Origin of the sequence: Actinomyces massiliensis 4401292, from assembly GCF_000269805.1 — a bacterium.
GTDB lineage: Bacteria > Actinomycetota > Actinomycetes > Actinomycetales > Actinomycetaceae > Actinomyces > Actinomyces massiliensis.
The window spans coordinates 600,086-615,488 of record NZ_JH711481.1 but is presented as its reverse complement, the minus strand read 5'-3'; the positions used below and the strand labels follow the sequence as shown (position 1 = coordinate 615,488).

Below are 15,403 nucleotides of genomic sequence, written 5' to 3'. Positions count from 1 at the left end.
TTTGGAGCCCCGCGTCCCGCCCGGGGGCCGTCCCGCCGGACGGGACGCGGTGCTGGCTTGTGGTGCTTCAGACCTCGCGGAAGGTGATCTCCTGCGCGCCGTCCCACAGGAACTTCTCACCGAGGGTGTAGAGGTTCTCAGCGCCCTCGACGACGGTGGCGAAGTGGTTGCCCGCGAGCTGACCGGCCTTCGAGGCGAAGTTGACGTAACCGTAGGCCATGAGCAGCTCGGTCTCGGAGACGCCGCCGGGGTAGATCACGAGCTCGCCGGGGTGCGGGTAGCAGGTGCCGTTCTCCGGGGCGATGCCCAGGTCGAGGTCGCCCATGGGGATCCAGCCGGCCTGGCCGGACCAGCGGACGTGGATGATCTTGGAGTCGAGCGGCAGAAGCTTCTCCCGGAAGGCGGCCACGGTCTTGGGGGCCGCCTCCTCCTCGTAACGGGCCAGGAAGGTGAAGCCGCCGGCCTTGATCTCAAGCATGGTGCAGGTCCTTTCTCAGATGGGGTTCAGATGTTCGATAACGAGTCGCGGTTGTCGCGCGCCTGTCACAGGCCGAGGATCGCGGTGACCAGGGCCATGCGGATGGAGACGGACTGGAGGATGGCCCGGAAGTAGAGCTGGTGCGGGGTGTTGTCGATCCGCAGGTCCATCTCGCCGGCGCGACGCGGCAGAGTGTGCGTCACGTAGATCTGGTGGCCCTTGGCGGCCTCCTCCTCGAGGGTCTCGTAGCGCACGAGGTAGCGGTCCATGAGGGTCTTGAACTCGTCGGCCTTGGCGCCGGCGGGGGCGGAGCAGCCGGGCAGGTAAATGAGGTCCTGAGTGCGGATGAACTCGTTGAAGGTGTCCTGCTCGAAGTCGAACTCCTCCTTGAGGTTGACGTTGCCGTGGGAGAGGATCCGCTCGCGGACGTCGGCGGGGGTGCGGCGGTCGGAGTCGGAGCAGATGGTGACGTTGGCGCCGAAGCGGGCCAGGCCGGCGGCCATCGAGTGACCCGTGCGGGCCTCGATCATGTCCGGCGAGACGACGGCGACGTTGAGTCCCTCGATACGGCCGAAGCGGCGCCACATGGTGTACAGGTCGAGCAGGGCCTGGGTCGGGTGCTCCCAGTGACCCCAACCGCCGTTGATGACCGGGCACTCGGCGGCCTCCGCGCCGCGGCGCGCCTCATCGGCGTCGTAGTGGCGGATGACCATGAGGTTGGCGTACTGCGAGATGCAGCGCATCGTGTCCTCGATGCTCTCCTCCTTGGCCACCGAGGAGGTGACCTTGGGGTTGGCCTCGACGATGACGTGGCCGCCCAGGCGCTCCATGGCGGTCTGGAAGCTCATGCGGGTGCGGGTCGAGGGCTGGAAGAACATGAGCGCCAGCATCTTGTCGCTGAGCAGGTCGATCTTCGAGCGGTTGAACAGCTCCAGGTTCTTGCCGAGCTCGAACAGCGAGTAGAGCTGGTCGGTGCTCATGTCGGTGATCGAGATGAAGTCCTTGCCGACGTGGTCGACGGCGTCGACCAGGCCCTTCATCGAACGCATGTACTCGGACATAGGTTGTCTCTCCTTCGAGATGGTGGGGTGATGTGTGAAGTTGGTTGATCGCTGAGCCCAACGAGACTGCTGAGCTCGCTGAAATTGCTGAGCTCACTGAGCGCACTGGGTGCACTGGGTGCCGCGCCCCGGTTCAGGGACGGCGGACGATGCGGCCGGCCTTGGAGTCCCGGTCAACGGTCCGGCCCCGCAGCACGGTCCGCTTGACGACGCCGCGCAGGGTGCGCCCCTGGTAGGGGGAGATCTTGTTCTTGTGCTCCAGGTCCTCGACATCGACGACGAAGGTCTCCTCGGGGGCGACCACGGCGAAGTCGGCGTCGTTCCCGACGGCGATGGAGCCCTTGCCGGGGACGCGGAAGCTCGCGCAGGGGTTGGCCGCGAGCCACCGGGCGATGTCGCTCAGCTCGATGCCGAACTCCTCGCCTGCGGTCCACACCGCCGGCAGCCCGAGCTGAACCGAGGCGACGCCTCCCCATGCCTTGCCGAAGTCGCCGGTGTCCTTGACCTTGAGGTCCACGGTGCACGGCGAGTGGTCGGAGGCGATGTGGTCGATGGTGCCGTCCTTGAGTCCCTCCCACAGGGCCTTGCGGTTGTCGTTCTCGCGCAGCGGCGGGCAGCACTTGTACTCGGTGGCGCCGTCGGGGATGAGCTCGGAGGCGAAGGTGAGGTAGTGCGGACAGGTCTCGACGGTGACCTTGACGCCCTCCTGCTTGGCGGCGCGGATGGCGGGCAGGGCCTCGGCGGAGGACAGGTGGAGGATGTGCACCCGGGCGCCGGTCTCTCGCGCGGCGGCGAGGACCTGCTCGATGGCGGTGTTCTCAGCCGCACGCGGCCGGGAGGCCAGGAAGGTGGCGTACTGGTCGGTGATGTCCTGGGGCGCCTCAGCCAGGATGCGGGAGTCCTCGGCGTGGACGATGAGGACGGCGTCGAGCTCGGCGAGCTTGGCGAGGACCTCCTTGACGCCCTCGTAGCCGAGGTAGCCGTACTCGTCGATGCCCGAGTGCGCGGTGAAGCACTTGAACCCGAAGACGCCCTTGTCCCACAGGGGCGCCATCTGGTCGATGTTGCCCGGGACGGCGCCGCCCCAGAAGCCGACGTCGACCGAGAGCTTGCCCTGGGCGGCCTCCTCCTTGGCATCGAGGTTGTCGACCGTCGTCGTGGGCGGGCTCGAGTTCAGCGGCATGTCGAGGATGGTGGTGATGCCTCCGGCCAGGCCCGCCCGGGTGGCGCTCTCGTAGCCCTCCCAGGGCGTGCGGCCGGGCTCGTTGACGTGCACGTGGGAATCGACGAGCCCCGGCATGAGGACCTGGTCGTCGGGCACGACGATCTCCTCCCGGGCCTCCACGGCGGCGCCGTCCTCGAGCAGGGCGGTGATGCGCTCGTCATCGACGACGACGACGGCCGGTCGGATCCCGTCGGGGAAGACCGCGCGCTTGGCGCGGATGACGAGCTGATGGATGGGCTGGTCGGTTCGACTGGTTGAGGTGGTTCGGGTAGTAGCAGTCATGGTTCGGTTCTCCTCACGTATGTCCGGGACCGCTCAGCGCGCGACCGAGTCGCGGTCGGCGTCGAGGTCCACGGTCGCCGCCTGCTCCAGCGCCTTGACGATGTAGGGGTCGTTGCGGGAGATCGCCAGGTGGATGAGGAAGCCGAGGCCGGCCCCGATGAACCAGGAGAAGGGGCTGAGGAACTTGCAGAAGTCGACCTGCACGACGGCGACCAGGATCGAGGGGATCGAGGCGATGACGAAGGCCCACACGGCGCGCATGTTCCAGCCGTTGTTGAAGGAGTGCGTTCCCTGGGACTTGAACAGCTCGGAGACCTGGACCTGCTGCCTGCGCAGGATGAAGTAGTCGGCGATGATGATGCCGAAGAGCGGCCCGAGGACGGCGCCGAGGGCGGCGAGGAACACGTTGATGATGAAGGGGCTGTTGAACAGGTTCCACGGCGTCATCACCAGTGCGATGCATGCGGAGATGACTCCGCCGCGCTGGAAGTTGATCTTCGAGGGCCAGGCGTTGGCGAGGTCGTAGGCCGGGGAGACGAAGTTGGCCACGACGTTGATGCCCAGGGTGGCGACGGTGAAGGTCACAGCGCCGAGCACGATGGCGATGGGGTGGTCGAGGCGGGCCACCAGGTCAACGGGGTCGAAGATGTACTCGCCGTAGATCTGCAGGGAACCGGCCGTGACGAGGACTGAGACCACCGAGAAGGCGATGAAGTTGACAGGCAGGCCCCACAGGTTCGCCATCCACACCGCCTTGCGGGTGGGGGAGAACCGCGAGAAGTCGCAGAAGTTGAGCATGAGCGTGGCGAAGTAGGCCACGGTCAGGGAGATGCCGGCGAGGACGGCGTGCGCGGTGCCCCACTGCGAGGGGGAGGTGGAGAGGTTGAACGAGATGTGCCAGCCGGCGAGCTTGAGGACGTAGACGGTCAGGATGAGCATGACGACCCACACGGCCGGGCCCGCCCAGTCCTGGAACTTGCGGATGGTCTCCATGCCCTTGCGCAGCAGGAGCAGCTGAAGCGCCCACATGAGGATGAATGCCACCCAGCCGAGCAGCGTCTCACCGAGGAAGCGGAACTGGCCGATCTCAACCACGCCCGGCCACAGGCCGGCCACGAGCACGATGACGGCCCTGGAGGCCAGCCACGTCTGGATGCCGTACCAGCAGATGGCGACGAAGCCGCGCAGCAGCGCGGGCAGGTTCGAGCCGACCGTGCCGAAGGTGATGCGGGCGAGCACCGGGTAGCACAGACCGGTCTTCTGGCCCGCGAATCCCACCAGGTTCATCAGGAGGAAGACGATGACGATGCCGATGCTCAGCGAGGTGAACACGTAGGCGGCGCCGAGCCCGAGGGCGAACAGTCCCGCGGCGAAGGTGTAGCCGCCGATGGAGTGGATGTCGCTCATCCACATGGCGAACAGGGAGAAGAATCCCCAGTCCCGGCTCTTGGCCGGGGCGAGGTCGTCGTTGATGAGGTGGGCGTCGACATCAACGGCAGGTTCGGAGGCTGCCGGAGGTTGATCTTTTGTTTGTGCGGTCATGAGTTCTCCTGTGGGTGAGGACCGAGCTCCTTTGCCCGGTCCGTGAGGGAATTGGGGGATTAACGGGTGATGACGGTGCCGGCTTTACCGTCCACGGCGTCCCGGAGCTTCTCCAGGGAGGTGATGACGACCCTGCGGCCGCCATTGCGGAGGAAGTTGATGGCCGCCTGAACCTTCGGCGCCATTGAGCCCTTGCCGAACTGCCCCTCGGCCAGGTACTTCTCGGCCTCTTCGATCGTCAGTTCGTGCAGGTCGACCTGCTCGGGAGTGTTGTAGTTGAGGCTGACGGCGTCGACCGCGGTGCAGATGGCGAAGTCCTCGACACCCAGCTGGTTGGCGAGCAGTGCGGAGGCGAAGTCCTTGTCGATGACCGCCTCGACGCCGATGTACCCGGAGCCCTCGCGACGCACCGGAATGCCGCCGCCGCCGCAGGCGACGACGACGCAGCCGGAGTCGACCAGCGAGCCGATGACCTGGCGCTCGAGGATGTCGAGGGGCTGCGGCGAGGCGACGACCCGCCGCCATCCGCGGCCGGAGTCCTCTCGCAGAACCCAGCCGTCCTTCTCCTCGTGCTCGCGGGCCTCCTCCTCGCTCATGAAGGAGCCGATCGGCTTGCTGAGCTCGGCGAACGCCGGGTCGTCGGGGTCGACCAGGCTCTGAGTCACGACGGCGACGACCTGGCGATCGATGCCCTTGTCGGCCAGACAGCCGCGCAGGTTCCTGCTGAAGAGGTAACCGGTGGCGCCCTGCGTGTCCGCGCCGAGCACGTCGAGGGGGAGTGCGGGGAGCTCGCTGAGCGCCAGCTCGGCACGACGCAGGAGGAAGCCCACCTGCGGCCCGTTGCCGTGGGTGATGACCGGGGTGTAGCCGGCATCGACGAGTGCGGCGATGCACTCCGACGACTCCATGATGGAGTCGCTCTGGCTCTCCACGGAGATCTGGTGCTTGTCCTTGATGAGTGCGTTGCCACCCACGGCAACGACGATTCCCTTGGTGATCACGGGTGTCCTTCCAGCGACGACGGTGTTGATGGAAACGGGTTGGGAAGTGAGGAAATCGGGGTTCAGGGTGGTTCAGTGCGCCGACAGCGGCCAGCCGCTGAGTTTCTTGGGGCGCGGAGGGGCGAAGGTGCGGACTTTAGAGGTGCTCAGGTGCAGGTCGGACAGGCCCTCGGCGAGTTTGACCGCAGCGGCGACGCCCTCGACGACGGGGACCCCCAGGTCGGCGGTCAGCTGCTCATCCAGGCCCGCCATGCCCCCGCATCCGAGGACGATGACCTCTGCGCGGTCCTCTTCGACCGCTCGACGGGCCTGTGCGATCACCGCTCGACGGGCGGCGTCCGCGTCCTCCAGCTCCAGCACGCCGAGTCCCGAGGAGCGCACTGAGGCGCAGTGCGCGCTCAGCCCGAAGCACAGCAGACGGTCCTCAATCCCGGGAACCGTTCTGTCCAGCGTGGTGACCACCGAGAAGCGGTGCCCGATGAGCATCGCCATATGGGCGGCCGCTTCAGTGATGTCGATGACCGGCACGTCGAGGAGCTCCATGAGCCCTTCCTTGCCGTGCTCGCCGAAGCCGGCCTGGATGACGGCGTCGAAGTCGCCGTCGTAGGTCGTCACAGCATCCATGACGCCGACAGCCGCCATGTAGGACTCGAAGTTGCCTTCGACTGAATCCGCTCCGAAGCTCGGAGTGAGCTCGATGATCTCGGTGCCCGGGCGGGCAACGGCGCGCGCCGCTTCAGCGATGGAGTGTGTCATCGTCCGAGTGGTGTTGACATTCACCGCGAGGATCTTCATTCCGCGCTCTTCCGTGTGGGGGTTCATAGCGGACCACGACGTTGCGGTCCATAGACCTCTGAGGTCTGAGGTGACTCAATTGAACCCCACTGCTGCGCTCTTGGCAAGACCCGGATCACATTCACTTGAATCGTGTCATCGACAGGGCGTGGGCGTGCCCCGTGCGCCATCGCACACGATCGCCGACATATCAAAGCCAAGAGGAGAAACAAGGGGAGAAAACAGCCTCGTCCATAACCGGGCCGGGCTGCCGACCGGGCCGAACCGCCGGCCAGGGCCAGAGCAGACGCGCCGGGGGCAGCGCCTCTCGGCACCGCCCCCGGCGCTAGCGGGCACCCGCATGTGCACTGAGGTTCCCCAGTCCCCGCGGAAGTCCCAGAAGATCACTGGGGAACGCCGAGGACCGTCAGGGGTTTCAGACGCCTGCGCGGCGCAGCTGCTGGAATGCGGTCGCCACGGAGACCACCACTGAGACGATCGCGCAGCCGACCACGACCGGCTTCGAGTCGGCGACGGCGGCGAAGGCCGTGAACATGCCGAGGATGGTCAGGACCGCCAGGGCGGTGGAGACCACCGCGATGTCGGGCTGCGATGCGACAGCAGAGGCCTTCTCGGCCGGAGCCTCCGAGGAGACGGCGTGAAGGCGGGTGGAGGAGGGGCGGCTCGTCGTGACGTCCAGGGCTACAGCGGACATGATTCCCTGCTTTCTTCATAGGTGAAGATGCGGGAGTACTGCCGCGCTCCCGCACGGCGGTGTGTGTGAGTCCTTCATTCGGAACTGGTAGTACCATACAACACCTCAGAGCACTGAGATATGTCGCGTCTGTCACGGGAAAAGTCGGTGTCGCGAAGTCACCGGGATCGGGGCCTCATACGCCGAGATCGGTCGTACTCCGCGTCGAGATCGGTCCACTTCCGGCTCGAGATCGGTCGCAACCCGCGTCGAGATTGTCGTGTGCAGTACATCTGGGGAGGTGTTTGCGAACGTCTCAATGGGTGAGGAGGTCGCCGCTTGTTCTCTGCAACCGAGCAAACGAGGCGGTGGGGCGGGTGCGAGGGAGCATGATGCGTCAGTGGGCGTGGTTTTCCTCGGTGTTGCACATGGGAGACCAGGGGCTCTGCGGGGTGGGGGCTGGTTTTTGCTGGAATGACGGGATCTTCTGGCGAGCGTCGTGTGCGGCGGTCGGGCTCCCATGTGCAATGAGGGGGGTCTACGCACATGGGAGCAGGACCGCGCCCGCTACCGACATTGCTGTTCCGCATGATTCCGCAGTTCCCACCGACGCCGGGTGCACGCGAGTGTGCAACACCCACCACCCCGGCACACGCGAGCACCAGTCCGGGCCTCCGCGTCGTGGGAATCGGCATGCGCGCCACCCCCGGCCCATGCCGGCACCGGGATTCGCGTGAGTAGATGTCAGGTGTTCACACCCCACCACCCCAGGCGTATGCAGACATCGGCCCGAGAGCTGACGGCCGCCCCGGCCGCTTATGCGCCGCCCCGGCGCACGCGGGCATCGGGGACCTCGACCTCGTCATCGAGTCCCCCAGGAACCACCCCACCGGATCACCACACCCCGTCTCAGATGTCCTGACACACCGCAGCCTCCGAGGAGATCACATGGACCGGAACATCTCCTCCACGTCGATGACGCCTCCCTCCGCCTCGAAATCCGCCTGAACCTGCTCGCGCAGACGAGCGTCATCAAGGTAATCCGCAGCCACTGCGGCCAGCCCGTAGGCGCCATCGAGCACCGCGGCGTCCCCTGCGGCCGATCCGGCGGCCTCCTCCATCTCCCGGGTGTGCAGCATGAGCGATTCGTCCCCCACGCTCACCAGAGGATGAATCCCCGGAATGCGCACCGAGACGTTGCCGAAGTCCGTTCCCGCCGCCACCGACTCCGTGACCACTCCGAAGGGCAGCGGCTCGCGCCCCCGCTCGCGCTCGGCGCGCACCCAGGACTTCAGGAGGGGCCGGTTGTCCCGCACAGGCATCTCGTTGGGCAGCTCATCGGCGATGATCTCAACGCCGACTCCGGTCATGAGCCCGGCTCCATGGAAGATGTCCGACACGCGTCGGAACAGATCGACGAGCGTTTCCGGATACTTGGAGCGCACGCGCGCACTGACCTCCGCCCGCTCCGGAATGATGTTGGGGACCTGGCCGCCATCGACGATGATCGCGTGGACCCGATCTGTCGGCGACAGCTGCTGGCGCAGCATGCTGATGCCGTTGAGCGCCAGCACTGCGGCGTCGAGCGCATTGCGCCCCATGAACGGGGCGGCCGAGGCGTGAGCCGGCACGCCGGTGAAGACGACCCGGAAGCGACGGGCCCCGAGCCAGGTCTGATGAGCCAGGTCGTAGCCGTAGGAGTGGGCCATGACTGCGGCGCCGACGCCGTCGAACGCTCCCGCGTGCGCCAAGAGCTCCTTGCAGGTCGAGTTCTCCTCCGCCGGAGTCGTCTGCAGGACGACGCGCCCCGGCAGGCCGCCGTCGAGCTCACGATCGAGGGCCGCCAGTGCGAGGAAGGCGCCGAGCGCCTGGGCGCACATGACGTTGTGGCCGCAGCCGTGCCCGATCCCCGGCAGGGCGTCGTACTCGCAGAGGATCGCGACGGCGGGGATCGGGTCGCCGTCGACGGTCGCACCGATCTCAGCGCGCAGTGCGGTCTCCAGCCCGAAGACGCCGTCGTCATGCGCGATGCCGTGACGATCCAGGAGGGCCCCAACCGCCGCCATGGCGTGATGCTCGTTCCACCCGGTCTCAGGATGGTCGTGGATGTCGTGGGACAGCTCCAGCAGCTCGGAGCGCAGGTTCTCGAGCAGCCCGCCGAGGCGCTCGCGCCACTCGGACGGGGCGCCCTCGCCGGCCTCGAGAGCCGGCGGCGCGGACAGAACGGCCGACCGCTCCTGCGTCTCGGCGCGCATGTGCTCGGTGTAAGCCGTCGTCGGGGTGGTCGGCAGAGTGGCGCCCGCACCCGTCCCTGACGGTTCTGACGGTTTCGGTTCATCGGAGGACATCACGGCATACTCCCATAGTAGAGACCAGACCTCTGAGGAGTAGCGTACCAAAGTCCTTGCCGGGTGCTCGCCGGGTATTTGTCTATTTTGTCGACTACAGGTTCTCCGAGACCTCGTCATCACGGCGTTCGCGCGCGGCCAGGATGTCCTCGCGGGTTTGGGCCATATGCGCCTGCATCAGAGAGACCGCCCGGTCCTCATCCTGCTTCTCGACCGCCTCCAGGATCTCCCTGTGCTGGGCATCCACACGGCTGCGCACCTCACTCGATTCAGTCGCTCGGAACCTCGCCCCGAGCAGAGCATCCCGATAGGGGTGAACGGCCGAGGAGACGAACTGGTTGCCGGCCGTCCTCAGAATCACATCGTGGAAGGCGTAGTCGATTCCGACCAGGGCCTGGACGTCATCGGTGCGATCCGCGACCGCGTAGTGCTCGACGCAGCGCCGCATCTCGGCAAGATCATCCTCAGTGCGATTGCGGACCGCCAGACGAACCGCCCCCACCTCAATCATCTCCTCGACGCCCAGCACCTCGGCCTCCACCTCGACGGCATTGCCCTCGTGCGCCGAGACGTACATCAAGTAGCGCAACTCGCTCCAGCGGAACCGCGGCAGCAGGAATGTACCACGGCCGTGCACCACATTGAGCACACCGCCCAGCGCCAGCGTACGAACCGCCTCCCGCATGGTCGGTCTGGACACGTTGAGGAAGCGCGCCAGTTCCGCCTCGGCGGGCAATGGCTCCTCCTCGACGAATGTACCGCCGACAACGGCGTCCAGGATCTTCTTCACCGCTCCGGCGACCATGTCGACGGCCATCCGACCTCCCGAGGACTAGGCATGGAAATGTATCGGGGCACATCAATGCGCATGCGGGACACACGTGCTCCGGTGACAGGGAATGTCGACAACAACACTCGATGACGTTCGGTTCGTGTCGGGGCGGCGCCCCTTCGGGTAGAAGCATCTCACCACAGTCACGGTCTTGCACAGCGACCCGTCATTTTCCGCGTCTCTCCGCCGAGATCGGTCGCAACCCGCGTCGAGATCGGTAGCAACCCGTGTCGAGATCGGTCCATCTCCGGCTCGAGATCGGTCGTTCCGGTTCGGGGTGCGATGTCTCGGGGCTGGGGGTCGTATGAGTCGGGTTTGACCGTTGCGGGCCGACCCTGCCGGTGCTCGCATGCGCCTGGGGCGGTCGTCACCGCGATTACTCAGCATGAAGAGCCTTGCCCTGATGCCCACGCCCGGCCGGGGGCAGTCGAAGTTGCACACTCATGCACTCCCCACATCAGCAGAAACCGCGGAATCATGCGGAACAGCAACGTCAGTAACGGCCACGGTCCTGCTCCCATGTGCGCAGACCCCCCTCACCGCACATGGGAGCCCGACCGTCATGCACTATGATCGCCGGAAAAGCCCATCATTCCAACAAGAACCAACCCTCACCCCGCCGAAACCCTGATCTCCCATGTGCAACACCGAAGACAACCACACCCGAAGCACGCACCTTGACTCGGATGTCCTGACACACCACAACCTCGCGGCGGAGTGCAACCGATTTCGATGCGGAAGCGGACCGATCTCGACGCGGAACTGGACCGATCTCGACGCGGAACTGGACCGATCTCGACGCGGAATACGACCGATCTCGACGCGGAATACGACCGATCTCGAGAAACAAAATAAATGAGGCGTTCGCAGACACCATCTCGAATGCTCAAACGCAGACAACACACCACCCCAGACGCACAGACACCCCACAGACCGAGCCCCAGGCCCCGCACCAAGATCAGTCATACCCCGCATCCCGCCGCAAAATCGGTCCGATTCAGCCCGGCCGACCCCAACGTCGAGGCGCGCACGACGACCTCGGGGGCGAAAGATAGAGAACAGAGAACCCAGAACCCGGAACCTGCAACCTGCAACCTGCAACCTGCAACACAGCCTCAGGCAGAATCGCCGACAGCACGGGGCTGATCGCCCAGCGCCCTGACACGCCCGCGGTAGACCAGTGCGACCGCCCACACGAAGACCACCAGCGCCACCTGAACACCTCGCGACCAGCCGCCCGAGGGCAGCACCAGCACGGCGACACCGGCCGCCAGGCACTCGGCGGTGTTGAACAGGACGTCGTAGATGGAGAAGGCCCGTCCGCGATAGGCATCGGCGGTATCGGTCTGAACGATCGTGTCCACGGCGATCTTGGCGCCCTGCACTCCGATGCCGAAGACGAGGATCCCCGCCACCATCGCATGCAGGGCGTGCGTCGCCACGAGGACGAGCTGTCCCACGGTCCCCCCGACCAGGCACATGACGATCCAGGTCGACGGCGCCACTGCCTCGTGAGCCAGGGGAGTGATCACGACGGCGAGGCCGTGCCCGGCCACCATCGCCCCCAGGAGCGTGCCGAAGACCGCCAGACCGGCGTCGGCGTCCTCAGGGGGCGCGAGAAGATTCCTGGCCATGAGGATCATCGTGATCAGCTCCATGCCGTACACGAAGCGGTGCAGGGCCATGGTGGTCAGAGCCAAACCGGGCGTTCCGCGCCGCACGAGGTAGCGAATGGCACTGCCCAGGTCTCCTGCTGTGGCCGCGAGGGCCGAGGCGATTCCCATGCGGCGGTCGATCCGCTCGGGCCCGAGCTCGTCCCTGCCCAGACGGGTAACGACTCCGGCCGCGAGCGCATACAGCCCCGCGGCAATGGTGAGACTGCCGATGTCCTGACCGATGCCGACCGGGATCAGCAGACGCAGAAGCAGGCCGAGGCCGACGCCCACAGCGGTGGCCGCACCGCCCAGGGTCGGCATGATGGAGTTGGCGACCAGCAGCCGCTCATGGCGGATGATCTGCGGCAGTCCCGCCGACAGCACGGACAGCAGGAAGCGGTTGACGCCCAGGATGATGAGGACCAAGACGTAGACGGCCGGTCCGATTCCCTGTGTGCTCAGGCATACCGCAGTCATCGCGATAAGACCCGACCGCACGAGATTGCAGGCCAGAAGGGTCTGACGCCGCCGCCAGCGATCGATGAACGGACCGGCGAAGGGGCCGATGGTCGAGAAGGGCAGCAGCATGACGACCAGCGCGGCGGCGACGCCGGTGGCATCGGCCATGTTCTGCGGCCGGAAGAAGAACAGTGTCGCCAGGCCGGCCTGGACCATCCCGTCCCCGGTTTGGGAGACGAGGCGCACGGCCAGCAGCGTGCGGAAGGCCGGAACCGCGGCGAGGTCCCTCAGGTCGGCAGTCAGGCGCATGGGTCAAGACTGTCCCACCCAGGGACAATGGCGGAACCGGAATGGGAAAGTCCACCGGCAGGTTCTCGGCGCGGGTCCCGGCGGAAGCGACGTCGGGCCGGACACCGCGCTCCGGGTACTCGCGGTTGCTCGCGGGTATCGGGAGGGCGCTCAGAAGAGCGATCAGAACTCGAAGATCCCGGCCCACGGGCGCAGTGCGCTCGCGCGCGCCAGATCCGCCGGCACGGTTTCATCGACGGCGGGCAACACCCCTGCCACCAGCTGGGCCAGGCGCGACAGGCTCACCGGGAAGCCTCGAGCCGTGCTCGCGCTCACATGGGCTCGACCGCCCTCCAGCTCCAGAACCCATGCCCCGGTATTGGCCGGGATCAGGGGATCGGCGATGTCGAAGCACCATTGCCCTGCGACGTCAGCGGGCCAGCCCCGCTCCTCCAGCGCCCGTACGACATCGACGACCCGCAGCATCGGCATGGAGCACTCCCGCACCCTCAGCCGGCCGGGATGCCAGAGTGCCAGGTCATCGTCCCCGCCGCCCCACACCTCAATGCACGACTCACCCGCCTCCTGCGCGGCCTCGGCCCCGAGCGCGACCAGTGCCGTCGCCCACGCACCGGCGTCGGCGACTCGCAGCAGATGCACGACCACGCGTCCGGCAAGCCGCTCGAGCCGCAGCATGCCGACGGCCTGGCCGTCCCGGTCCAGAACGACGTCGCGCACGCCTTCGACCGCGGGCGGGGCGGGACTGCAGGCGCCTTCGAGGTGGCGCGACAGGGAGCCGAGAACCTCCTCGATGACGCCGTCGCGCAGACGCACGCCCGGATCCGCGGTGGCGCCCTCAACGACGGTGCGATTCAGGCGCCGCAGCTCCAGGCAGGCAACGGCCTCGTATCCCAGTCCCCGGTACAAGGCGGGCGCGGAGGGATGGGCCAGAGACACCGCGGAGCCGTTCTTGCGCGCGTCGGCGAGGATGCGGGCGATGAGTGCGGGGGCGGCGCCCCGCCCCCTGTGGAGCAGATCGACTGCGACATCGAGGACGCCGTGCCCGGGCACCTCGCAGCCGCCGATCCGGACCGTCATCGGCAACATCCCGGCCATGGCGGACAAGAGGCCGTTGCGGTCGAAAGCCCCCATGACCCGCGGCGCACGGTCCGCCAACCCCGGCATGGCGGGGCCGCAGCGGGAGTGGCCGAGCGCCCGGCACTGGACGGCGAGATACTCGCGCCCATCCCTCTCGCTCAGGAGTTGGAACGTGAATCCGCCTGCGGAGGCGGCCGTCGAAGCCATCACGATCACCGCCGCCCCTCATTCATTCGACACCGTCGGCCGCACCGACGGGAGCCGCGAGGGCGCCCCACCGTTCTGCCACGAATAAAGTCGCATCCCGACGAAAGTTTGTCAATGCTCTTGACGAATAAGGAAAACATGCATTAGTCTCTTGATGCATGTCTCTGTGAAAACCCGTTAACGTGGTCCTATCGACCACGGACGGAGGACACGTTGACAGGCAGGATGGGAGTGGGTCCCGAGCGAATCCGGGAGATCAACTCCCTGCGGATCCTCCACTGGCTCATCGACGGCAGCGAGACCACCGCCACCGAGATCGCCGAGCACTGCGACCTATCGCGCACCAGTGTCAACGCCGCCCTGGCCAACCTTCGCGAGCTGGGTTGGATCACAACGCTCAATGCGGTCACGGGCACGGCCGGCGGGCGCCCGGCGCGCCGGTATCGTTTCCGCAGCGAGGGCGCCGTCGTCCTGGGCGCGGATATCGGTGTGCATCACGTCGAGGTCCTGCTCGCGGACCTGGCGGGCACGGCGCTGGCCCAGCGCTCCCAGGCCGTGGACCCCGATCTTGATCCGCCGTCTCGTCTCGCAGTCCTGGACCGACTCATCGCCGAGGCGCTCTCGCAGGCGCAGCTGAAGGCCGAGGACGTGCACGCCCTGACCGCCGCCGTCAGCGGAGTGGTCGACGACTCGGGGCGCACGCCCTTCGAGACTCCGCTTCCCCAATGGCACGAGGTGGATCTAGTGGCGCGCCTGAGGGCGAGCTTCACGTGCCCGGTGCGGATCAGCAACAGCTGCAAGCTCGCGCTGCTGGAGGAGACCCGGCACGGCGAGGCGGTCGGGTTCACCGACGTCGTCCACATCCTCGCCGATCAGCGCATAAGCGCAGCGATCATGAGCCGGGGCGCGGTGATCGAAGGATCGGGAGGAGCGGCGGGAGAGATCGGAGGGCTCAAGATCCTGCGGTGGGAGCGCGCCATCCGGGACCTGACCGCCCACCCGGACCTGCCGGAGCTCGACGACGAGCGCGAGCGCATCGCCTGGATCGTGCGAGCCGCTCGGGACGGAGACCCCGAGGCGCTCGCCTGCATGAGGACCTATGCCCGCGACCTGGCCACCGGAGCCGCGGCCCTGGCGCTCGCCGTCGACCCCGCCGTCCTCGTGCTGGGAGGCGATCTGACAGCGAGCGCCGACTTGTGGTTGGAGCATTTCACTCGCGCCCTGGGTCGCCTCGTTCTTCATATGCCCTCGATCAGGGTATCGACGATCGGGCGCGACGCCGTCGCCCGCGGAGCCGTTCGACGCGCCGCCCTCGACGTGCGTCACCAGTACTTCGGGGACTCCCTGGTCGCCGCCCCCAAGAGGTGACGGCGCGCACAACGCCCGCCCCCCATCGCCGAGATCGCGAGATCGGTCCGCTTCCGGCTCGAGATCGGTCGAGTTCCGCGCCGAGATCGGT

At 66.9% G+C, this 15,403-nt stretch carries 12 protein-coding genes; 1 reads left to right on the top strand and 11 read right to left on the bottom strand.

Annotated elements, in window-relative coordinates; genetic code table 11:
• Positions 1-67: 67 nt before the first annotated feature.
• The 11 genes from W5W_RS0102640 to W5W_RS0102590 form a co-directional block, all read right to left on the bottom strand.
• Positions 68-478 (bottom strand): DUF3830 family protein, encoded by a 411-nt coding sequence (locus W5W_RS0102640; RefSeq protein ID WP_008730699.1) that lies wholly within the window; start codon positions 476-478, stop codon positions 68-70.
• A gap of 65 nt (positions 479-543) precedes the next feature.
• The gene (locus W5W_RS0102635; protein WP_008730698.1) at positions 544-1,539 is read right to left on the bottom strand and encodes an aspartate/ornithine carbamoyltransferase family protein; all 996 of its coding nucleotides are present in this window, start codon (positions 1,537-1,539) and stop codon (positions 544-546) included.
• Between the two features lie 133 nt (positions 1,540-1,672).
• The gene (gene allB, locus W5W_RS0102630) at positions 1,673-3,046 is read right to left on the bottom strand and encodes an allantoinase AllB (protein ID WP_017194232.1); all 1,374 of its coding nucleotides are present in this window, start codon (positions 3,044-3,046) and stop codon (positions 1,673-1,675) included.
• Positions 3,047-3,079: 33 nt separating this feature from the next.
• Positions 3,080-4,588: an NCS1 family nucleobase:cation symporter-1 gene (locus tag W5W_RS0102625; RefSeq protein WP_017194231.1), complete on the bottom strand. Its 1,509-nt coding sequence runs from the start codon at positions 4,586-4,588 to the stop codon at positions 3,080-3,082.
• 59 nt (positions 4,589-4,647) lie between these two features.
• On the bottom strand, positions 4,648-5,589 hold the full coding sequence (gene arcC / locus W5W_RS0102620; protein WP_017194230.1) for a carbamate kinase: 942 nt from the start codon (positions 5,587-5,589) through the stop codon (positions 4,648-4,650).
• A 72-nt stretch (positions 5,590-5,661) separates the two neighbouring features.
• Positions 5,662-6,384, bottom strand: coding sequence for an aspartate/glutamate racemase family protein (locus tag W5W_RS0102615; RefSeq protein ID WP_008730796.1), 723 nt, complete (start codon positions 6,382-6,384; stop codon positions 5,662-5,664).
• A gap of 415 nt (positions 6,385-6,799) precedes the next feature.
• Positions 6,800-7,078: a hypothetical protein gene (locus W5W_RS0102610; protein WP_017194229.1), complete on the bottom strand. Its 279-nt coding sequence runs from the start codon at positions 7,076-7,078 to the stop codon at positions 6,800-6,802.
• A gap of 923 nt (positions 7,079-8,001) precedes the next feature.
• Entirely contained in the window at positions 8,002-9,312 is a 1,311-nt protein-coding gene (locus tag W5W_RS0102605; protein ID WP_017194228.1) for an amidohydrolase, read from the bottom strand.
• Positions 9,313-9,499: 187 nt separating this feature from the next.
• Positions 9,500-10,222 carry a FadR/GntR family transcriptional regulator gene (locus W5W_RS0102600; RefSeq protein ID WP_008730729.1) on the bottom strand — a complete coding sequence of 241 codons (723 nt, stop codon included), beginning with the start codon at positions 10,220-10,222 and terminating at the stop codon, positions 9,500-9,502.
• A 1,130-nt stretch (positions 10,223-11,352) separates the two neighbouring features.
• Complete coding sequence (locus W5W_RS0102595; protein ID WP_017194227.1) at positions 11,353-12,660, bottom strand: MFS transporter; 1,308 nt, start codon at positions 12,658-12,660, stop codon at positions 11,353-11,355.
• 162 nt (positions 12,661-12,822) lie between these two features.
• Complete coding sequence (locus tag W5W_RS0102590) at positions 12,823-13,944, bottom strand: GNAT family N-acetyltransferase (protein ID WP_238533295.1); 1,122 nt, start codon at positions 13,942-13,944, stop codon at positions 12,823-12,825.
• A gap of 231 nt (positions 13,945-14,175) precedes the next feature.
• On the opposite strand from W5W_RS0102590, the gene W5W_RS0102585 reads away from it, so the two are divergent.
• Positions 14,176-15,312 carry an ROK family transcriptional regulator gene (locus W5W_RS0102585; protein WP_008730768.1) on the top strand — a complete coding sequence of 379 codons (1,137 nt, stop codon included), beginning with the start codon at positions 14,176-14,178 and terminating at the stop codon, positions 15,310-15,312.
• Positions 15,313-15,403: the final 91 nt, after the last annotated feature.

Excerpts from the sequence above, each read along its gene's own strand:
- W5W_RS0102640 (WP_008730699.1), bottom strand. The coding sequence starts at position 478 with ATGCTTGAGATCAAGGCCGGCGGCTTCACCTTCCTGGCCCGTTACGAG.
- W5W_RS0102635 (WP_008730698.1), bottom strand. The coding sequence starts at position 1,539 with ATGTCCGAGTACATGCGTTCGATGAAGGGCCTGGTCGACGCCGTCGAC.
- allB (WP_017194232.1), bottom strand. The coding sequence starts at position 3,046 with ATGACTGCTACTACCCGAACCACCTCAACCAGTCGAACCGACCAGCCC.
- W5W_RS0102625 (WP_017194231.1), bottom strand. The coding sequence starts at position 4,588 with ATGACCGCACAAACAAAAGATCAACCTCCGGCAGCCTCCGAACCTGCC.
- W5W_RS0102615 (WP_008730796.1), bottom strand. The coding sequence starts at position 6,384 with ATGAAGATCCTCGCGGTGAATGTCAACACCACTCGGACGATGACACAC.
- W5W_RS0102610 (WP_017194229.1), bottom strand. The coding sequence starts at position 7,078 with ATGTCCGCTGTAGCCCTGGACGTCACGACGAGCCGCCCCTCCTCCACC.
- W5W_RS0102605 (WP_017194228.1), bottom strand. The coding sequence starts at position 9,312 with ATGCGCGCCGAGACGCAGGAGCGGTCGGCCGTTCTGTCCGCGCCGCCG.
- W5W_RS0102600 (WP_008730729.1), bottom strand. The coding sequence starts at position 10,222 with ATGGCCGTCGACATGGTCGCCGGAGCGGTGAAGAAGATCCTGGACGCC.
- W5W_RS0102595 (WP_017194227.1), bottom strand. The coding sequence starts at position 12,660 with ATGCGCCTGACTGCCGACCTGAGGGACCTCGCCGCGGTTCCGGCCTTC.
- W5W_RS0102590 (WP_238533295.1), bottom strand. The coding sequence starts at position 13,944 with ATGGCTTCGACGGCCGCCTCCGCAGGCGGATTCACGTTCCAACTCCTG.